The sequence below is a fragment of the Streptomyces sp. NPDC079141 genome (assembly GCF_040686775.1).
In the GTDB taxonomy this organism is placed as follows: domain Bacteria; phylum Actinomycetota; class Actinomycetes; order Streptomycetales; family Streptomycetaceae; genus Streptomyces.
This window is the reverse complement of sequence record NZ_JBFBLP010000015.1, coordinates 13,274-32,843: the sequence shown is the minus strand read 5'-3', so window position 1 is coordinate 32,843 and position 19,570 is coordinate 13,274. Positions and strand designations below refer to the sequence as shown.

Sequence of the window (19,570 nt, the reverse complement as noted above, 5' to 3'; positions counted from 1 at the left end):
CGGCCGCACATGACCTGGCTGATCACCGGCGGCGCCGGCTACATCGGGGCGCACGTCGTCCGCGCGATGACCGAGGCGGGCGAGCGGACCGTGGTCTACGACGATCTGTCCGCCGGCATCGCCGAGCGCGTGCCCGACGGGGTCCCGCTGGTCGTGGGCTCCACGCTGGACGGCGAGCACATCGCGCGCGCCCTCGCGGACCACGAGATCACCGGCGTCGTGCATCTCGCGGCCAAGAAGCAGGTCGGCGAGTCGGTCGACCGGCCCCTGCACTACTACCGGGAGAACGTCGAGGGCCTGCGCGTCCTGCTGGAGGAGGTGACGGCGGCCGGCGTTCCCTCGTTCGTGTTCTCGTCCTCGGCGGCGGTCTACGGCATGCCGGACGTGGAGCTGGTGACGGAGGAGACGCCCTGCCTGCCGATGTCGCCGTACGGCGAGACGAAGCTGGCGGGCGAGTGGCTGGTGCGGGCGACGGGCCGCGCGACCGGCCTGTCCACGGCGTCGCTCCGCTACTTCAACGTGGCGGGCGCGGCCACCCCGGAACTCGCCGACACCGGCGTCTTCAACCTCATCCCCATGGTCTTCGAGAAGCTCACCGAGAACGAGCCCCCGCGCATCTTCGGCGACGACTACCCGACCCCGGACGGCACCTGCATCCGCGACTACATCCACGTCGTCGACCTGGCCGAGGCCCACGTCGCCGCGGCCCACGCCCTGCGCTCGGCCCCGGGCCGCGACCTCACCCTCAACATCGGCCGCGGCGAGGGCGTATCGGTCCGCGGAATGATCGACCTGATCAACGCCCTCACCGGCTACGACCGTCCGCCCACGACCACGCCCCGCCGCCCCGGCGACCCGGCCCGGGTGGTCGCCTCCGCCGACCGCATCGCCACCGAACTCGGCTGGAAGGCCAAGCACGACGTCCAGGACATGATCACCTCGGCCTGGGAGGGCTGGGTACGCCTGCACCCGGAGGCGGCACGCGCCTGAACGCCTCCGGCCGGCCGGCTAGAGCGCCTTGAGCGCCGCCTCCGTCCCCCGGGCCAGCGACCCCAGGTAGCCCTTGGGCAGTTTCGGGGTGCGGATCACCACCGAGCGCCAGTACAGGGGGCCCGAGATCAGGTCGAGGGCCAGGTCCTCGTCGGCGTCCGGACGCATCTCGCCGCGTCGTTTCGCCGCCGCCACGATGCCGCTCGCGACCCCGTCCTGGCCTTCCCTCAGCGCCTTCTGCAGGGCCTCGGCGATCTCGGGGTTGCGGGCCGCCTCGGCCTGGAGGTCGGGGATGATCTGCGAGGCGACGGGGTGGCGCAGGGCGCGGGAGGTCACCTCGTAGAGCAGTCGAAGGTCGGTTTCCAGGGATCCCGTGTCCGGTGCGGGAAGGCCCTGTACGGCCAGCGCCGAGACGACGTCCAGGACCAGGTGCAGCTTGGAGCGCCAGCGCCGGTACACCGCCGTCTTGCCGACGCCCGCGCGGCGCGCGATCCCCTCGATGGACATCCGCGCGTAGCCGACGGCCGCGAGCTCCTCGAAGACGGCCGCGCGGATGGCTTCCGTCACGTCCGCCCGCAGCACGGCCGCCCCCGCGGGTGCCCGGCGGCGCGGACGCTGCTGGGGTCCGTCGGCGTTCGTCGTCATGCGGACCAGCATAGGGCGTGACGACGAAACGGTTGCGTTCCGACGTCCGATCGGCCTACGCTCGCGTTGCGACGATACGGTCCCGTCCCGACGTAAGAAAACGTAAGGAGTCCGGTGAGGAAACTCCCGGCGACGGGACCGCGCATCCCACCCCCCGAGCGAAAGCAGCGGATGTGAGCCAGGTCCTCGACACACCGCCCCCGACGACGACGGCCCCACCCGACGTCGACCTCGCGGCTCTCGCCGCCCGCCACGGCCTCGCGGTCAGCGGCGCCCGCCCGACCCTGCCCGAGTACGTCCGACAGCTGTGGGACCGGCGCCACTTCATCACCGCGTTCTCCACCGCCAAACTCACCGCCCAGTACAGCCAGGCAAAGCTCGGCCAGGTCTGGCAGGTGATGAACCCGCTGCTGAACGCGGCCGTCTACTTCCTGATCTTCGGTGTGCTGCTGGGCACCAAGAAGGGCGTGCCGGACTACGTCCCGTTCCTGGTCACGGGCGTGTTCATCTGGACCTTCTCCCAGAGCTCGATCCTCGCCGGCACCCGCGCGATCTCCGGCAACCTCGGCCTCGTCCGCGCCCTGCACTTCCCGCGGGCCGCGCTCCCGGTCTCCTTCTGCCTCCAGCAGCTCCAGCAGCTGCTGTTCTCGATGGCCGCCCTGGTGGTCATCCTGCTCGCCTTCGGCGTCCCCGTCGCCGCCTCCTGGGTGCTGGCGGTCCCGGTCCTGGTGCTCCAGTTCACCTTCAACGCCGGCGTCTCGATGATCATGGCGCGGATCGGGGCCAAGACCCCGGACATCGCCCAGCTCATGCCCTTCGTCCTGCGCACCTGGATGTATGTGTCCGGCGTGATGTGGAGCATCGACCACCTGCTCAGCAAGCACAACGACCTGCCGGGCTGGGTCGGCCCCGTCCTCCAGGCGAACCCGGCCGCCGTCTACATCGACCTGATGCGCTTCGCGCTGATCGACAGTTTCCACGCGAGCCAGCTGCCCCCGCATGTGTGGGCCCTCGCGACCGGCTGGGCCCTGCTCGCCGGAGTCGGCGGCTTCATCTACTTCTGGAAGGCTGAGGAGACGTACGGCCGTGGCTGAGAACACCAACGAGCAGACCCCCACCGTCGTCGCCGACCGCGTCGACATCGTCTACCGGGTCAACGGCACCGGCGCCGGACGCGGCTCCGCCACCGCCGCCCTCAACCGCATCCTGCGCCGCAAGCAGACCGAGAAGGCGGCCGGCGTGCGCAAGGTCCACGCGGTGAAGAACGTGTCCTTCGTCGCGTACCGCGGCGAGGCCATCGGGCTCATCGGCACCAACGGCTCCGGCAAGTCCACCCTGCTCAAGGCGGTCGCCGGCCTGCTGCCCGTGGAGAACGGCGCCATCTACACCGACGGCCAGCCCTCCCTCCTCGGCGTCAACGCCGCCCTGATGGGCGACCTGACCGGCGAGCGCAACGTCTATCTCGGCGGCCTCGCCATGGGCATGTTCCGCGAGCAGATCAAGGAGCGCTACCAGGAGATCGTCGACTTCTCCGGCATCAACGAGAAGGGCGACTTCATCACCCTGCCCATGCGCACCTACTCCTCCGGCATGGGCGCCCGCCTCCGCTTCTCCATCGCCGCCGCCAAGGACCACGACGTCCTCCTCATCGACGAGGCCCTCGCCACCGGCGACCGCTCCTTCCAGAAGCGCTCCGAGGCCCGCATCCGCGAACTGCGCCAGCACGCCGGCACGGTCTTCCTGGTCAGCCACAACAACAAGTCGATCCGCGACACCTGCGACCGCGTGCTGTGGCTGGAACGCGGCGAACTGCGCATGGACGGCCCCACCGAGGACGTCCTGAAGGAGTACGAGGCCTTCACCGGCGACAAGAAGCCCAAGGCCAAGCCGAAGCCCAAGCCCAAGGTGGCCGCCTAGCCCCTACGCAGACCAGGGCGCCCCGAGCCGGGAAAGGCTCGGGGCGCCCTGGTCGTCGTACCGCCTACGAATGCGTGCGCAGCAGCGACCGCATCGTCCGCATCGCCACCGACAGGTTGGCGAGGTCGAACGCGTCCGAGCCCTGGATCTCCTCCAGGGTGGTGCGCGCCCGGCCGAGGATCGCCGCGTTCTTCTGCTCCCACGCCTTGAAGCGCTGCTCCGGCGTGGAGGTGCCGTTGCCGACCGCGAGAACGTCCGAGGTCAGCGCGGAGTGCGCCGCGTACAGGTCCTCGCGGATGGAGGCGCGGGCCATGGACTGCCAGCGGTCGCTGCGGGGCAGCTCGATGATGCGGTCCATGAGCTGGGTGATCCGCAGCCGGTCGGCGAGGTCGTAGTAGACCTCGGCGACATCCAGCGGCTCCCTGCCCATGCGGTCGGCCACCGAGACGATGTCGAGCGCCGGGAAGGCGGAGGAGAACCCGGCCACGCGCGTGGCGAGTTCGTCCGGGACGCCGGCGCCGGACAGCTCGTCGAAGATCTGCTGGTACCACTCCAGGTCCGCGCCGCGCAGCAGCTTCGGCAGCTGCTGCCACACCTGCTCGACCCGCTCGCCGAAGAACTCGACGGTCTCGGTGAGCTGGAGCGGCTGCGGCCGGTTGTTGAGCAGCCAGCGCGTGCCGCGCTCCACCAGCCGGCGCGAGTGCAGCCGGATCCGGGTGAGCACGTCGGCCTCGGCCTGGTTGTCCAGGGCCTCCACCGCGTCCCACACCGCCGCCGCGCGGAAGATCGCGCGGGCCACGGTCTGCGCCCGGACGATCTCCTCCAGCGAGGCACCGGTCTCCTCGCGCAGCCGGTGCAGGTAGGTCGTACCGCCCGTGTTGACCGTGTCGTTGACCAGCACGGTCGTGGTGATCTCACGGCGCAGCGGGTGGTTGTCGATGTGCTCGGAGAAGTTCTCGCGCAGCGCGGACGGGAAGTACGCGTGCAGCAGCCGGTGCAGATACGGGTCGTCCGGCAGCGAGGTGTGCAGCAGCTCCTCGGCGACCGTGATCTTCGTGTACGCCAGCAGGACGGCCGTCTCCGGGCCGGTCAGACCGTGGCCCTGGTTGAGGCGTTCGCGGATCTGGCGGTCGGTGGGCAGGAACTCCAGCCCCCGGTCCAGCCGGCCCTCGCGCACCAGGTGGCGCATGAAGCGCTGCTGGGCGTGGAGCATGTCCTTGGACTGGGTCAGGGCGTTGGCGATCGCCGTGTTCTGCGCGTAGTTGTTGCGCAGGACCAGCCGGCCGACCTCGTCGGTCATTTCCGCGAGCAGCTTGTTGCGCTGCTTGACGGTCATGTCGCCCTCGGTCACCAGGCCGTTGAGCAGGATCTTGATGTTCACCTCGTGGTCGGAGGTGTCCACGCCCGCGCTGTTGTCGATGGCGTCGGTGTTGACCCGGCCGCCGTGCGTGGCGAACTCGATCCGGCCGAGCTGGGTCAGGCCCAGGTTGCCGCCCTCGCCGACGACCTTGACGCGCAGATCGGCGCCGTCGACCCGGATGGCGTCGTTGGCCTTGTCGCCGACGTCCGCGTGGGTCTCGACGGAGGCCTTGACGTACGTACCGATGCCGCCGTTCCACAGCAGGTCCACCGGCGCCTTCAGGATCGCCTTCATCAGCTCGGCCGGCGTCATCTTGGACACCTTGCCCTCGATGCCGAGGGCCTCGCGGATGTGGGCGTTGACCTGGATCGCCTTGGCGGTACGCGGGAAGACGCCGCCGCCCGCCGAGATCAGCTCGGTGCTGTAGTCGGCCCAGCTGGAGCGGGGCAGCTCGAAGACGCGGCGGCGCTCGGCGTAGGAGGTGGCCGCGTCCGGGTTCGGGTCGATGAAGATGTGCCGGTGGTCGAAGGCGGCCACCAGCCGGATGTGCTCGCTGAGCAGCATGCCGTTGCCGAACACGTCACCGGACATGTCACCGATGCCGACGACCGTGAAGTCCTCGCTCTGGGTGTCCACGCCCAGCTCCCGGAAGTGCCGCTTGACGGACTCCCAGGCGCCGCGGGCGGTGATGCCCATGCCCTTGTGGTCGTAACCGGCCGAGCCGCCGGAGGCGAAGGCGTCGCCGAGCCAGAAGTTGTAGTTCTCGGCGACCCCGTTGGCGATGTCGGAGAAGGTCGCGGTGCCCTTGTCGGCGGCGACCACGAGGTAGGTGTCGTCCTCGTCGTGCCGGACGACGTCGGCGGGCGGGACGACCTCTCCGGCCACCATGTTGTCGGTGATGTCGAGCAGCGCCGAGATGAAGGTCTTGTAGCTGGCGATGCCCTCGGCCAGCCACGCGTCCCGGTCCACGCCCGGGTCGGGCAGCTGCTTGGCGACGAAGCCGCCCTTGGCGCCGACCGGCACGATGACGGTGTTCTTCACCATCTGCGCCTTGACCAGGCCGAGGATCTCGGTCCGGAAGTCCTCACGCCGGTCGGACCAGCGCAGACCACCGCGCGCGACCTTGCCGAAGCGCAGGTGCACACCCTCGACGCGCGGCGAGTACACCCAGATCTCGAACTCGGGGCGCGGCGCCGGCAGGTCCGGGATGGCCTGCGGGTCGAACTTCATGGAGACGTAGTCGTGCGGCTTGCCGCCCAGCGCCTCCTGGAAGAAGTTCGTCCGCAGGGTCGCCTTGATGACGGTGAGGAAGGACCTGAGGATCCGGTCCTCGTCGAGCGAGGCCACCTGCTCCAGGGCCGCGTCGACCTCTTCGAGCAGCGCGTCCACGATCTCGTGCCCGGCACGCTGCCGGTCCGGGGACATCCGCGCCTCGAACAGGGAGACGAGCAGCCGCGTGGTGTGGACGTTGTTGCGGAGGGTGTCCTCCATGTAGTCCTGCGAGAACGTGGAACCGGCCTGCCGCAGGTACTTCGCATAGGCCCGCAGCACCATGGCCTGGCGCCAGCTCAGCCCGGCGCTCAGCACCAGCGCGTTGAAGCCGTCGTTCTCGGCCTGCCCGGTCCAGGTGGCGGCGAAGGCCTCCTGGAAGCGCTCGCGGGCGTCGTCGCCGCTGTAGTCGCCGTTCTTCGCGGCCGGCATACGCAGACCGAAGTCGTAGATCCAGGCGACACTGCGGTCGGTGCAGCGCAGTTCGTACGGCCGCTCGTCGACGACCTCGACGCCGAGCCGGTTGAGGACCGGCAGGACGGCGGAGAGGGAGATCGCCGCACCCTTGCGGTAGATCTTGAAGCGGCGCTCCTCGGGAGCGGCGCCGACGGGCTCGTACAGGCTCAGCGCGAAGTTGTGCTCCTCGGTGAGCTGTTCGAGGTGGACGAGGTCGGCGACCGCCGCGCGCGGGATGTGGTCGGCCTTGTAGCCCTCGGGGAAGGCGTTGTTGTAGCGGCGCAGCAGCTCCGCCGCCCGCTCCTCGCCGAGCTCGGCGTTGAGCGCCTCGGCGAAGCCGTCGGCCCAGGAACGGGCCGCCTCGACCAGCCGTGCCTCGATGCGGTCCTTGTCGGTGTCGCTGAGCTCCGGCAGCTCGGTGCCCTGCGGGACACGGACCACGAAGTGCAGCCGGGAGAGGATCGACTCGGTGTTCCAGGCGGTGAAGTCGACGCTGGTGCCGCCGAGCTCCTCCTTCAGGATGTCGATGATCCGCAGGCGCACGCCGGTGGTGTAGCGGTCGCGGGGCAGGTAGACGAGGGCGGAGTAGTAGCGCCCGTACTCGTCCTGGCGCAGGTAGAGCCGCAGGCGCCGGCGCTCCTGGAGGTACAGGACGCTGGTGACGATCGACTGGAGCTCGTCGACGGGCGTCTGGAAGAGCTCGTCGCGCGGGTAGGTCTCCAGGATCTGGAGCAGGTCGCGCCCGTCGTGGCTGTTAGGCGAGAACCCGGCGCGCTTGAGGACCTCGTCGACCTTGCGCCGGATGACGGGCACACGGCGGACGGACTCGGTGTACGCGGCCGAGGAGAACAGTCCGAGGAAGCGCCGCTCACCGACGACGTTCCCCTGCGCGTCGAACTTCTTGACGCCGATGTAGTCCAGGTACGACGGCCGGTGCACGGTGGCGCGGCTGTTGGCCTTGGTGAGCACCAGCAGCTTGTGCTCACGGGCCTTGGCGCGGGCGTCCGCGGGCAGCCGCTCGAAGGAGGGGCTGACGGGGTGGGAGTCCGCGCCGGCGTGGTGCGGGTCGGAGCGGAGGATGCCGAGCCCGGTGCCGGGGACGGCCGCGAGGGAGTCGTCGTCCCGCAGCTGGTACTCCCGGTAGCCCAGGAAGGTGAAGTGATCGGCGGCCAGCCAGCGCAGCAGCTCGCGGGCCTCCTCGACCTCGGGCCGGGCCAGGTCGCCGGGCACGTCCTCCTCGCCGAGGCTCTCGCCGATGCGCATCGCCGCGTCGCGCATCTTCTCCCAGTCCTCGACGGCCTCACGGGCGTCGGACAGGACACGCAGCAGATCGTTGGTGATCTGCTTCAGATCGGCGCGGTCGGTCTCGCGGTCGATCTCGACGTGGATCCAGGACTCGGTGTGCGCGTCGTGCGGACGCTCACCGGCGGCCGGGGGCGCGGTGAGCACCTCGACGAGCTTGCCGGTGACATCGCGGCGGACGATGACCTGGGGATGGATGACGACGTGAATCCCACGCCCCTGCCGGGTCAGCTCGTTGGTGACGGAGTCGACCAGGAAGGGCATGTCGTCGGTGACGACCTCGACCACGGAGTGGCTGCAGGTCCACCCGTTCTCTTCCACCGTGGGCGTGTGGACCCGCACGTTGGCCGTGCCCTGCGGGCGCGTCTCGGCCAGCCGGTAGTGCGAGAAAGCGGCTCCGAAGACGTCGACCGGGTCACGGTCGCTGAGGTCCTCCGGGGCGGTGTGCAGGTAGTAACGCTGGAGGAACGAGAGCACGGTGTCCCGGTCCGGGGTGCTCTCGCCCGGTGTCCCAGTCGGTAGGTGCCCCCCGACCGGGCTGTTCTCAGCTACCCGGGCGGCCCGTTCGAGCAGCTCGGCCTTGGCTTCGTCCAGCTTGGTCTGCATTGTCCTCTGGCTCCTGTCGCGCGCCGTTGCGTGACGTTGAAGGAAGTACGGTCTCGTCTCCTCCGGCGTTACGTCGTGACGCGGGGTGTCCGGTCTGCTTCGACGCTATGCCGCGAGGTGAGATGAGCGGGGGGATATCAGCCATTTTCGCCGCACCCGACGGGTGTGACACTGCTCTCGGCAGTATCTGCACCGTGGGGTTGTGCGACATCCGGGGAACTCTCACGCCCCGTCCCCGCCCGCGAAGACCAGCGACTGCCGCCCGGTCACGGATGTCATCCGTACTCACCGGGCGCAGGGCAGGGGCGACGGTGCCCCCGCGAGCTATCGCGCTGATCACGCCACAAGGCTATCGCTCCTGACGGGGGGCCCGTCATGAGCCGTATGTGTACAAAACTAGGGGTGGAACTTTGACGTTCTGCACAGGGGCGGTGGGGGTGGGGGTGACGTAGCTGCGCGGCAGGGGGGTGGCGGCTGCCCGAGCAGACGGTGCCGATGAAGCCGCCCAACCTGCGGGCATGCGTGCCGCCTGGGGCGGCACGGGTGGGCGCAGGCGGCGCCCCGTTAGCGCCGGGCTGCGCGACCCACCCCCACGCCGGCCCCAACCCGCGGCACCCCGTAAGCGCCGGGCCGCGCGACCCACCCCCGGCCGGCAAGAACCGACGGCGCCGGGCAAGTGCACTCACCCCAACCGCCACCCAACGCCACACGCAGGCCCCCTTGGCAACCCCACCAGCCCGAGGCACGGTTCCAAGAGACGCCCGACGGCGACGCCAACCACCGGCACAAGGGGAGCGCACCGACATGACAGCGAAAATCCTCATCGTCACCGGCGACGCAGCAGAGTCACTGGAGGTCCTGTACCCCTACCAACGCCTCCGCGAGGAAGGCTACGACGTCCACATCGCCGCCCCCACCCGCAAGAAGCTCCAGTTCGTCGTCCACGACTTCGAACCCGGCTTCGACACCTACACCGAAAAGCCCGGCTACACCTGGCCCGCCGACCTCGCCTTCTCCGAGGTCGAGCCCGGTCAGTACGCCGCCGTCGTCATCCCGGGCGGCCGCGCCCCCGAATACCTCCGCAACGACCCCGAACTCCGCAAGATCATCAAGTCGTTCTTCGATGCCGACAAGCCGATCGCCCAGATCTGCCACGGCCCCCTGCTCACCGCCGCGATCGACGGCCTCCGCGGCCGCCGCGTCACGGCGTACCCCGCCCTGGAAATCGACATGCAGGCCGCCGGCGCCACTTTCCAGGACGCCGAGGCGGTCGTCGACGGCACCCTGGTCTCCTCCCGCGCCTGGCCGGACCACTCCGCCTGGATGCGAGAGTTCCTCACGGTCCTGCGCGCGAAGGCACCGGTGACCTGACCGGAACCCCGGACGGGTCTGACCTCAAAGGACCCCAGGTGGGTCGTGCGACGGGCTCCTTGCGAGGGCCGGCCGCACGCCCCACCCCCGCTCCCCCTACGCCGCCAGCCGCTCCGCCTCCGCAACCGCCTCGTCCAAGGTGTCCACCACCGGCACCCCCGCTTCCTCAAGGCTGGCCCGCCCGTGCGACCCCCCGGTGTACAGCACGGCCCGCGCCCCCACATGCCGCGCCGCCACCGCGTCATCGGCAGCGTCCCCGATCACCACCGTCCGCGCGGGATCAACCCCGGCCAGCGCCCCGAGGTGCCGCACCATGTGCTCGGCCTTGCTGCCTCCGGACGGCCCGGTCCGCCCGTCGACCCGTATGAAGTGCCCCTCGATCCCGAACCCCCGCACCAGCGGAACCAGTTCGTCATGGACGTACATGCTGAGAATCGACTGGCTGCGCCCCGACGACCGCCAGTCCGCCAGCAGCTCGGTCACACCCGCGGTCAGCCCGCACCGCACCCGGTGCTCGGCGTAGTACCGGTGGAAGGTCTCATCCATGACCTCCCACTCGGCGTCCGTCGGCAGCCGCCCGAGCAGCCGCTCGTAGAACTTCGGCACCGGCACGCAGTACAGCGCCCGGTACTGCTCCATCGTGATCGGCGCCAGCCCCAGCTCGGCGAACGCCGCGTTCGTCGCCCCGATGATCGCGTCATTGTCATGGAACAGCGTCCCGTTCCAGTCCCAGACAATGTGCGCTCCTGTCTGCTTCCCCATGCCAAAAACGTACCCGCCGCCACTGACAATCAAGAGAACCGCAGGTCACAGCCACAGAGCCGTAGCAGGCACAGCAGGCACCACCGGCACACTCAGCCGCCGAGCCCCACCAGGTTCGGGATCTCCTGCGTCGCGTACCACAGCAGCTCGTGGTCCTCGGCCCCGTCCACGACGAACTGCGCGTCGTCGTCCCCGCCGTCCGCCGCCTCCAGCGCGGCGGCCGCGGCGGTCACGTCCGCCTCCGCGTCATCGGCATCGACATGCACCGACGCGGCCTTCGCCAGCGGTACGGGCCCCGACACGCGCACCTCACCGAGCGCCGCCGGGTCGAGCCCCCGGTCGGGGTCGGCCGTCGCCGCCCCGTCGGGCACGTCGACGGCGACCACGACCCGACGCCGCAACGCCCCCGGTTCCGCCGCCAGCAGCCGCAGGGAGGCCAGCGCGGCACGGTTCAGCGCGGCGTACTCCAGCTCCTCGATGTCGTCGGAGAGGTACCACTCGCGCAGCCCGGGCGTGACGGCGTAGGCGACGAGCGACCCGGCCCCCAGTTCACCCGTCTCGTACGCCTCGGCGAGACCGAGAAGGGTCAGAGGGACGTAGACGCGCATGGCTGGCCGCTTTCGTGGTCGGAGGGCTCCGCAGAGGTCTCCGGAGAAGGCGTTCCCGCACTTCCCGAAGGGCCTTCAGGATACGTGCGGGCGTCCCCTTTCGAGTCCCCACCCATGCCCCCGACACCGTCCACCCCCGTCCCGAAACTCACCCCCCACACCCCCGCCGACCCGGGCTCCGCCCACCCCGTCTCACCCGGATAAGTGAACTTTCCGGCCCCTGCACCCGACCCCCACCCACGCTTGCCGTCGCCCTCGCCATCCCCGTACAAGATCCCCAACCGCGAAGTTACTGCCCGGTATCGCCCGGGCCCGTCGATGCGAGGGGCACCCATGAACAAGGTCATGACGAGGGCACAGGGCCACCACCCGGGCGCCCGCCCGCCGGGCCGCCGCGACACGCGCCGCCCCGGCGGCACCCCACCCCGCATCCCGGGCTCGGGCGCCACCCGCACAGCAACCCCCGACGGCCGCCCCCCGGGCTCCCCGCCCTCCGGCAGGCTCTCCACCCGCACCAGGCCCCGCGACACCCGCCCAACCCCGGCCCCGAGCGACACGACGTCGAAGCGCCGCGGCACGGCACCGGACAACCGCTCCACCCCCACGGCCACAGCCACCCTCACGGACACGGCCCCAGCCCCAACCCGGAGCACCCCCTTCCCGGCCCTCCAGGGCGGCCTCACCGCCCCTTCCCCCGCCGTACCGCCCCAGACGCCTCGCCGCCCCGTCTCCGCCGTCCCCGCGGCCGTCCCGCAGCCCCGCCCCACCGACGTCTTCGCCGACCGCCTCCTCGCGGTCCTGAGCGGACAGCGCCCCGTCCACTTCATGCTCCGGCACACCGCGGGCCGCGCCTACGACGACCTGGCCTGGCTCGCCGAACGCGGCCCCCTGCGCACCACCCGCGGCACCCGCCCCGTCGTCCGGGACATCGGCTACTACGTCCCCTCCCCCGGCGCCATCGAGGTCTTCGCCCGCATCGGCGCCGGCGACCGGCTGCGCGCGATGGCGTTCCGCCTGGAACAGGGCCGGGATCTGCGCTGGCGCTGCACCGCGGTCGAACTGGGCGGCCCACGCAGGCCGCGCACGGACGACGACTGAGGCCGCGCCGGCGCCGTACGCACGCGCCATACGCACGCGCTGTACGCACGCCAAAGGGCCGGGCACCCCAAGGTGACCCGGCCCTCTCAGCCTGTACGGCGCCCTCTCGGGCACCGCGCCCGGCTACTTCTTGCGGCGACGCCCGCCACGGGACTGCTTGCGCCGCTCCGCGCGCGTGAGACCGTCGGCCTCCGAACGCACCGGCTCGCCGTCGTCGTCCCAGTCGCCCTCGACGGTGCCGCCCTCGCCGTCGACCGTCGGCGCGGAGAAGTGCAGGTTCCGCCGCTGCGGGGCGTCGAGACCCTTGGCGCGGATCTCCGGACGGGCACCCGCCTGGGCCGGCACCGCGTCCTGCTTGTCGAGCGACGGCTTGGCGTCCTCGACCGGGACCTCCTCGACCTGCTGCTCGACCTGGACCTCCAGGTTGAACAGGTAGCCGACGGACTCCTCCTTGATGCCCTCCATCATCGCGGTGAACATGTCGAAGCCCTCGCGCTGGTACTCGACCAGCGGGTCCTTCTGCGCCATCGCGCGCAGGCCGATGCCCTCCTGGAGGTAGTCCATCTCGTAGAGGTGCTCGCGCCACTTGCGGTCCAGGACCGACAGCACGACCCGGCGCTCCAGCTCACGCATGATCTCGGAGCCCAGCTGCGCCTCACGCGCCTCGTACTGGGAGTGGATGTCGTCCTTGATGGAGTCGGAGACGAACTCGGCGGTCAGACCCGCACGGTCACCGGCCGTCTCCTCCAGCTCGTCGATGGTGACCGCCACCGGGTAGAGCTGCTTGAAGGCGCCCCACAGCCGGTCCAGGTCCCACTCCTCGGCGAAGCCCTCGGCGGTCTCCGCCGTGATGTACGCGTCGATCGTGTCGTCCATGAAGTGCTGCACCTGCTCGTGCAGGTCCTCGCCCTCCAGGACGCGGCGACGCTCGCCGTAGATGACCTCGCGCTGGCGGTTGAGGACCTCGTCGTACTTCAGGACGTTCTTGCGCGTCTCGAAGTTCTGCTGCTCGACCTGCGACTGCGCGGACGCGATCGCGCGCGTGACCATCTTGTTCTCGATCGGCACGTCGTCCGGGACGTTCGCCATCGACATCACGCGCTCGACCATCTGCGCCTTGAACAGACGCATGAGGTCGTCGCCCAGGGACAGGTAGAAGCGGGACTCGCCCGGGTCGCCCTGACGGCCGGAACGACCGCGCAGCTGGTTGTCGATACGCCGCGACTCGTGGCGCTCGGTGCCCAGGACGTAGAGACCGCCGAGGCTCTCGACCTCGTCCTTCTCGGCCTTGACCGCGTGCTCGGCCTTCTCCAGGGCGGCGGGCAGGGCGTGCGCCCACTCCTCGATGTGCTCCTCGGGGTCGAGGCCGCGCTGGCGCAGCTCCGCCTCGGCGAGGTCCTCGGGGTTGCCGCCGAGCTTGATGTCCGTACCACGGCCGGCCATGTTGGTGGCCACGGTCACGGCGCCCTTGCGGCCGGCCTGGGCGACGATGATCGCCTCACGGTCGTGCTGCTTGGCGTTCAGCACTTCGTGCTGGACGCCGCGCTTGCTCAGCTGCTGCGACAGGTACTCGGACTTCTCGACCGACGTCGTACCGACGAGGATCGGCTGGCCCTTCTCGTGCTTCTCGACGATGTCGTCGACGACCGCCTCGAACTTCGCGACCTCGGTGCGGTAGATCAGGTCCGACTGGTCGTTGCGGATCATCGGCTTGTTGGTCGGGATCGGGACGACGCCGAGCTTGTAGATCTGGTGGAACTCGGCGGCCTCGGTCATCGCCGTACCGGTCATGCCGGACAGGCCGGGCTGTTCCTTGCCGTCCTGGTCGTGGCGCTTGTAGAGGCGGAAGAAGTTCTGCAGGGTGATCGTGGCGAGCGTCTGGTTCTCGTCCTTGATCGCCACCCCTTCCTTCGCCTCGATCGCCTGGTGCATGCCCTCGTTGTAGCGGCGGCCGGCGAGGATACGGCCGGTGTGCTCGTCGACGATCATGACTTCGCCGTCGATGACGACGTAGTCCTTGTCCTTCTTGAAGAGCTCCTTGGCCTTGATGGCGTTGTTCAGGTAGCCCACCAGAGGCGTGTTCACCGACTCGTAGAGGTTGTCGATGCCCAGCCAGTCCTCGACCTTGCTGACGCCGGACTCGTGGATGGCGACCGTGCGCTTCTTCTCGTCGACCTCGTAGTCGCCGGTCTCCTCGATGCCCTTGAGGGGGTTGCCGGGCTCGCCCTTCTTCAGGCGGATGACCAGCTTGGCGAAGTCGCCGTACCACTTGGTGGCCTGGTCGGCCGGGCCGGAGATGATCAGCGGCGTACGGGCCTCGTCGACGAGGATGGAGTCGACCTCGTCGACGATGGCGAAGTTGTGGCCGCGCTGGACGAGCTCGTCCTTGGACCACGCCATGTTGTCGCGCAGGTAGTCGAAGCCGAACTCGTTGTTCGTGCCGTACGTGATGTCGCACGCGTACTGCTCGCGGCGCTGGGCCGGCGTCATGTTGGCGAGAATGCAACCGACGTTCAGGCCCAGGAACTTGTGGACGCGGCCCATCATCTCGGAGTCGCGCTCGGCCAGGTAGTCGTTGACCGTGATCAGGTGGACGCCCTTGCCGGCCAGCGCGTTCAGATACGCGGGGAGGGTGCCCACGAGGGTCTTGCCCTCACCGGTCTTCATCTCGGCCACGTAGCCGAGGTGGAGGGCGGCGCCGCCCATGATCTGCACGTCGTAGTGACGCTGGCCGAGGACGCGCTTGGCGGCCTCGCGGACTGTGGCAAACGCCTCGGGGAGCAGGTCGTCCAGGCTCTCACCATCGGCGTAGCGCTGCTTGTACTCCTCGGTGAGAGCCCGCAGCTCGGCGTCGGAGAGGTCGACGAAGTCCTCTTCGATGGAGTTGACCTGGTCCGCGATGCGGTGCAGCTTGCGCAGGATCTTGCCTTCGCCTGCACGCATGATCTTCGAGAGGACGGACACGGGGGTTGGTCTCCTTGCCGGTCGGGCCTGGGACGGTCGGTTCCATTTGACGTGACTGAGCAACGGCCATCGTATGCGAGGACCCCACCACGCCGGGAGCCTGCCGGGGACGCCGACCCTTCGCTGCTTCAAATCTCCGTCAAAGGGGACAACGGCCGGGGGTCGCGGATGGTGCCGCGTTCCTCTCATGAATTGTGCGGAATGCGACCAGGCGCTCACTCAACGCGAAATGGATGGCGCGTTCGGTGACCCCCCGAGCAGAATCGGCCGATGGAACCCGTCACGCTCACCACGGGCCGCCTCATCATGCGCACGGTCGGCCCGCAGGACACCGACACCATTTACGAGGCCGTCCAGGACCCCGACATCCAGCGCTGGACCACGATGCCCTCGCCCTATCTCCACGAGCACGCCCGCAGCTTCACGGACCAACTGGTCCCGGAGGGCTGGAGAAACGGTTCGATGTTCACCTGGGGGCTCTTCCTCCCCGAAGGGGAGGACCTGGTGGGCATGCTCGGCCTGACCATGCGTTCCATGAGCGAGGCCGAGATCGGCTTCTGGGCCGCGAAGGAGCACCGCGGCAACGGCTACGTCACCGAGGCCGTTCTCACCGCGTCCCGCTGGGCCTTCGTCCACCTCGCGATCGACCGGGTGGAATGGCGCGCGGAGGTGGGCAACGCCCCCTCCCGCGCGGTCGCCGAACACACCGGCTTCACCCTCGAAGGCACCCTCCGCTCCGCCCTCCTCAACCAAGGCGTACGCCGGGACTGCTGGGTGGGTTCCTTGCTCCCCTCGGACCTGGGCCTGCCGTCGACGGCCCCGTACCTGCCGGCAAGAGCCCAGCCGGCGTAGCTGCGAGCCATCACGCCGTCAGGCAACACCTTCTCACCGCCGCAGCTGCGGGCAGTCGTGCCGCTGGGGCGCACGGGTGGGCGCAGCGGCACCCCGCAAGCGCGGGCGAGCGCACCCACCCCCACGCCGGCCCCAGCCGACGGCACCCCACCAGCGCAGGCGATCGAAACCCACCCCCGCCCCACCCCGTCGACCCCGAACCCCCAGCTCACCCCCCACTGTCAGTGCCACCCCCTATCGTGCCGACCATGACGACCCCGCGCCCCATCACCGACCTCTCGGCCGACGAGGCCCGCCGCATCGCCCTGCGCGCCCAGGGCTTCCTCGGCACCCCCGACCGCAGGTCCGGCGTCCGCGGCATCCTCCGTCACCTCGGCGCGGTCCAGCTCGACACCATCTCGGTCCTCGCCCGCTCCCACGAACTCATCCCGTACGCCCGCCTGGGAGCCGTGGGCCGCACCACCGTCGAGCACGCCTACTGGAACACCGCTTCCGTCGGCACTCCCACGGCACAGCCCCACGCCTTCGAGTACTGGTCGCACGCGGCCTGCATTCTCCCGGTCGAGGAGTGGCCCCACTTCGCCTTCCGCCGCCGCGCCTACCGCAACCGCCCGCACTGGAACCACCAGCTCCCCGACGGCTCCTACGACCAGGTGATCAAGCAGCTGAAGGCCGAAGGCCCGCTCACGGCCACCGAATTGGGCGGCGCGAAGAAGACCAGCGACTGGTGGGACTGGTCCGGCTCGAAGGTCGCCGTCGAGCGCGCACTCATGTACGGCGAGGTGGTCTGCGTCGAGCGCCGCGGCTGGAAGCGCGTCTACGACCTCGCCGAGCGCGCCGTCCCGGCCTCCTTGCTGCACGACGAACTGGACGACACCGAATGCCTGCGCCGCCTGGTCCGCCTGGCGGGTCAGTCCCTCGGCGTCGGCACCCGCGCGGACATCGCCGACTACCACCGCCTCAAGGGCGAGCAGGTCGACGCGGTGATCGCCGACTCCGGCCTGGTCCCGGTCACGGTGGCGGGCTGGAGCAAGCCGGCCTGGGCCGACCCGGCGGCCCTGGAGACGCCCCCGCGCGGCCGCCACCGCACCACCCTTCTGTCCCCCTTCGACTCCCTCATCTGGGAACGGGCCCGAACAGAACGGATCTTCGGCTTCACCCACCGCCTGGAGGCCTACGTCCCCAAGCAGAAGAGGATCTACGGCTACTTCGCGATGCCGGTGCTGGCCGGCGGCCGTCTCGTCGGCCGGGTGGACCCGGCCCGCGAGGGCCGCACCCTGGTGGCGAAGCAGGTCACCCTGGACGGCCCGAAGGCGGTCCCGGCCATCGCCCAGGCACTGGTAGAGGCGGCGAGCTGGGTGGCCTGCACGAACGTACGGGTGGAGCAGGTCGAGGCACCGGAACTGCGCGAGCCCCTCACGGCCGAGCTCGCCCGCGCCCTGGCCTGACGCCTACCGGATTTCGAGGATCTTCTCCCGCATCGCGTACACCACCGCCTCCATCCTGGAATGCAGCTGAAGCTTCTCCAGGATGTTGCGCACGTGGTTCTTCACCGTGTTCTCGGAGATGAACAGTTCCTTGGCGATATCGCGGTTGTTCATGCCTGTGGCGACGAGCTTGAGGACCTCCAGCTCACGGTCCGTCAGCCGCGGCGCGGGCACGAGCCGACGCTCGTCCGTCCGCTGGATCATCGACTTGAACTCGGTGAGCAGCTTCGAGGCCATGGACGGGCTGATCTGGGACTGCCCGTCGGCCACCGCGCGAATGGCGGTCGCCACCTCGTCCGTGGAGATCTCCTTGAGGAGATAGCCGGTCGCGCCCGCCTTGATCGCGTCGTAGAGGTCCGCCTCCTCGTCGCTGATCGTCAGCATGATGATCTTGGCGCTGGGGGCCACTTCCTTGATGGAGGTGCAGGCCTCGATCCCGCCGCGCTTCGGCATCCGCACATCCATCAGGACGATGTCGGGCAGCAGGTCGGCAGCCTTGTCGACGGCCTCGGCGCCGTCGCCCGCCTCCCCCACGACCTGGATGTCCTCCTCGGCCGCGAGCACGATCTCCAGTCCCCGACGGAAGAGGGCATGGTCGTCCACGACGAGGACTCTGATCGGCTCCTTGCGTGAGGAGCCCACGTCCGGGCCCAGGCCGACGACGCCGCCGTCGGCATCCTCGTCCTGCATCGGTCCGAAGCTGTCCGCCATCGTTCCTCCCCCTGAAGGCTGTGGCTGGTCATGTGCCATCGCCAACCCAAGGCCGCGGCCCACCGGTTGGGCCGGTGCGGCCATGATTTCATGCCCAGCCGACACTGCGGTGACAGAGCGGGGCGCGAAGTGGTCGCACACCGGTGCCCCTGGGGGCGCACACGCGCTCCAGGGGCACCGGCTCAGCCATCGGCCGGGGGCCTCAGCCGCCCAGCGTGCCACCCGCCGCGGGGGTCTGCCCCTGGGTGACCATCGGGTCCGTGTTGAGGTGGATGACGCCGTAGTCGTAGGCGTGTCGCCGGTAGACGACACTCGGTTCCTTCGTCTCGGAGTCGACGAACAGGTAGAAGTCGTGCCCGACCAGTTCCATCTCGTAGAGGGCCTGGTCGAGGGTCATCGGGGAGGCTACGTGCGTCTTCTCGCGGACGATGAGGGGGCCTTCACCCTTCACTTCCAGCGAGCCGATCTTCTTGGTGGGAACTCCGTCCGCCTCTTCCTCCTGGAAGGTGTGGCCGTTCCCGTTGAGCGTCGCTGCGCCCGGAACGTGGTCAGGGACCTCGGCTGCCGTGAGCCGGCGCGCGCCCCGACGCGAGAAACGCTTGTCGTGCTGCTTGCGCAGCCGGGCGTCCAGCTTCTCCGCCGCCAGATCGAGCGCCGCGTACGGATCGCTGGCCGCTGCCTCTGCCCGGATCACCGGACCGCGGGAGCGGAGCGTGATCTCCACTCGGTCGCAACGGTCGGCCTGCCGGGGGTTGGGCTCCTTGGACACCTCGACGTCGAGGCTGATCACCTTGCCATCGAGCTTCTGGATCTTCTCCAGCTTCAGCTTCTCGGCCACGTGCTTGCGGAACCGCTCGGGCACCTCGGTCTTGCGGCCCTTGACGACGATGTCCACGCAGAACTCCGTTCCCGGATCGCTCCGCCTCAGCTGCGGAGCATCTCCCTTTTGCACCAGGCTCCGGCGAACCCCGGAACCTCGGACTCGGTGACTTCCACCTCCTCCTCCCCCATGGGCAAGATCTCCACCCCACCGCCACGGGTGATTGCCTAAAACCCGCAGCACGGCATTCGGATAGGAGAGGGATGGCCTGCGCCTTTCTCTCACAACCGAACATATCTCGCCCGGACGGATGTCGTCACCCTCTACAGCGGCGTACCTCCGTTCAGGTGAA

The 19,570-nt window shown here is 69.7% G+C and carries 14 protein-coding genes; 7 read left to right on the top strand and 7 right to left on the bottom strand.

Annotated elements, in window-relative coordinates; translation table 11 throughout:
* The first annotated feature begins 9 nt into the window (after nt 1-9).
* Nucleotides 10-990 carry a UDP-glucose 4-epimerase GalE gene (gene galE, locus AB0Q90_RS31640; protein ID WP_363165680.1) on the top strand — a complete coding sequence of 327 codons (981 nt, stop codon included), beginning with the start codon at nt 10-12 and terminating at the stop codon, nt 988-990.
* Nucleotides 991-1,008: 18 nt separating this feature from the next.
* On the opposite strand, the gene AB0Q90_RS31635 is transcribed toward galE, so the two are convergent.
* Complete coding sequence (locus AB0Q90_RS31635) at nt 1,009-1,635, bottom strand: TetR/AcrR family transcriptional regulator (protein WP_363165679.1); 627 nt, start codon at nt 1,633-1,635, stop codon at nt 1,009-1,011.
* Between the two features lie 173 nt (nt 1,636-1,808).
* Here AB0Q90_RS31635 and AB0Q90_RS31630 point away from each other — a divergent pair, with 173 nt between their 5' ends.
* Nucleotides 1,809-2,729 (top strand): ABC transporter permease, encoded by a 921-nt coding sequence (locus AB0Q90_RS31630; protein ID WP_363165678.1) that lies wholly within the window; start codon nt 1,809-1,811, stop codon nt 2,727-2,729.
* Nucleotides 2,722-3,552 (top strand): ABC transporter ATP-binding protein, encoded by an 831-nt coding sequence (locus tag AB0Q90_RS31625; protein WP_363165677.1) that lies wholly within the window; start codon nt 2,722-2,724, stop codon nt 3,550-3,552. Before AB0Q90_RS31630 ends, AB0Q90_RS31625 begins: the two co-directional genes overlap by 8 nt.
* 64 nt (nt 3,553-3,616) lie before the next feature.
* Here AB0Q90_RS31625 and AB0Q90_RS31620 read toward each other — a convergent pair whose 3' ends face one another.
* Nucleotides 3,617-8,545 carry an NAD-glutamate dehydrogenase gene (locus AB0Q90_RS31620; RefSeq protein ID WP_363165676.1) on the bottom strand — a complete coding sequence of 1,643 codons (4,929 nt, stop codon included), beginning with the start codon at nt 8,543-8,545 and terminating at the stop codon, nt 3,617-3,619.
* 804 nt (nt 8,546-9,349) lie between these two features.
* Between AB0Q90_RS31620 and AB0Q90_RS31615 the strand changes: the two genes are divergently transcribed.
* The gene (locus tag AB0Q90_RS31615; protein ID WP_363165675.1) at nt 9,350-9,916 is read left to right on the top strand and encodes a DJ-1/PfpI family protein; all 567 of its coding nucleotides are present in this window, start codon (nt 9,350-9,352) and stop codon (nt 9,914-9,916) included.
* 96 nt (nt 9,917-10,012) lie between these two features.
* On the opposite strand, the gene AB0Q90_RS31610 is transcribed toward AB0Q90_RS31615, so the two are convergent.
* Together AB0Q90_RS31610 and AB0Q90_RS31605 are read right to left on the bottom strand one after the other, a co-directional pair.
* Complete coding sequence (locus tag AB0Q90_RS31610) at nt 10,013-10,678, bottom strand: HAD family hydrolase (RefSeq protein WP_363165674.1); 666 nt, start codon at nt 10,676-10,678, stop codon at nt 10,013-10,015.
* Between the two features lie 92 nt (nt 10,679-10,770).
* Nucleotides 10,771-11,286, bottom strand: coding sequence for a hypothetical protein (locus AB0Q90_RS31605; RefSeq protein WP_363165672.1), 516 nt, complete (start codon nt 11,284-11,286; stop codon nt 10,771-10,773).
* A 333-nt stretch (nt 11,287-11,619) separates the two neighbouring features.
* Here AB0Q90_RS31605 and AB0Q90_RS31600 point away from each other — a divergent pair, with 333 nt between their 5' ends.
* A complete protein-coding gene (locus AB0Q90_RS31600) occupies nt 11,620-12,384 on the top strand; it encodes an Rv3235 family protein (RefSeq protein WP_363165671.1) in 765 nt (254 codons plus the stop codon).
* Between the two features lie 123 nt (nt 12,385-12,507).
* Here the strand turns inward: AB0Q90_RS31600 and secA are convergent, their stop codons facing one another.
* The gene (gene secA, locus AB0Q90_RS31595) at nt 12,508-15,348 is read right to left on the bottom strand and encodes a preprotein translocase subunit SecA (RefSeq protein ID WP_363165670.1); all 2,841 of its coding nucleotides are present in this window, start codon (nt 15,346-15,348) and stop codon (nt 12,508-12,510) included.
* Nucleotides 15,349-15,618: 270 nt separating this feature from the next.
* Between secA and AB0Q90_RS31590 the strand changes: the two genes are divergently transcribed.
* On the top strand, nt 15,619-16,200 hold the full coding sequence (locus tag AB0Q90_RS31590) for a GNAT family N-acetyltransferase (RefSeq protein ID WP_363165669.1): 582 nt from the start codon (nt 15,619-15,621) through the stop codon (nt 16,198-16,200).
* Between the two features lie 248 nt (nt 16,201-16,448).
* Complete coding sequence (locus AB0Q90_RS31585) at nt 16,449-17,648, top strand: crosslink repair DNA glycosylase YcaQ family protein (protein ID WP_363165668.1); 1,200 nt, start codon at nt 16,449-16,451, stop codon at nt 17,646-17,648.
* Between the two features lie 3 nt (nt 17,649-17,651).
* Here AB0Q90_RS31585 and AB0Q90_RS31580 read toward each other — a convergent pair whose 3' ends face one another.
* A complete protein-coding gene (locus AB0Q90_RS31580; protein WP_363165667.1) occupies nt 17,652-18,398 on the bottom strand; it encodes a response regulator transcription factor in 747 nt (248 codons plus the stop codon).
* Between the two features lie 202 nt (nt 18,399-18,600).
* The gene (gene raiA, locus AB0Q90_RS31575) at nt 18,601-19,326 is read right to left on the bottom strand and encodes a ribosome-associated translation inhibitor RaiA (protein ID WP_363165689.1); all 726 of its coding nucleotides are present in this window, start codon (nt 19,324-19,326) and stop codon (nt 18,601-18,603) included.
* Nucleotides 19,327-19,570: the final 244 nt, after the last annotated feature.

Coding starts and splice junctions, on each gene's coding strand:
- galE (WP_363165680.1), top strand. CDS start 10: ATGACCTGGCTGATCACCGGCGGCGCCGGCTACATCGGGGCGCACGTC.
- AB0Q90_RS31635 (WP_363165679.1), bottom strand. CDS start 1,635: ATGACGACGAACGCCGACGGACCCCAGCAGCGTCCGCGCCGCCGGGCA.
- AB0Q90_RS31620 (WP_363165676.1), bottom strand. CDS start 8,545: ATGCAGACCAAGCTGGACGAAGCCAAGGCCGAGCTGCTCGAACGGGCC.
- AB0Q90_RS31615 (WP_363165675.1), top strand. CDS start 9,350: ATGACAGCGAAAATCCTCATCGTCACCGGCGACGCAGCAGAGTCACTG.
- AB0Q90_RS31610 (WP_363165674.1), bottom strand. CDS start 10,678: ATGGGGAAGCAGACAGGAGCGCACATTGTCTGGGACTGGAACGGGACG.
- AB0Q90_RS31605 (WP_363165672.1), bottom strand. CDS start 11,286: ATGCGCGTCTACGTCCCTCTGACCCTTCTCGGTCTCGCCGAGGCGTAC.
- AB0Q90_RS31600 (WP_363165671.1), top strand. CDS start 11,620: ATGAACAAGGTCATGACGAGGGCACAGGGCCACCACCCGGGCGCCCGC.
- AB0Q90_RS31590 (WP_363165669.1), top strand. CDS start 15,619: ATGGAACCCGTCACGCTCACCACGGGCCGCCTCATCATGCGCACGGTC.
- AB0Q90_RS31585 (WP_363165668.1), top strand. CDS start 16,449: ATGACGACCCCGCGCCCCATCACCGACCTCTCGGCCGACGAGGCCCGC.
- AB0Q90_RS31580 (WP_363165667.1), bottom strand. CDS start 18,398: ATGGCGGACAGCTTCGGACCGATGCAGGACGAGGATGCCGACGGCGGC.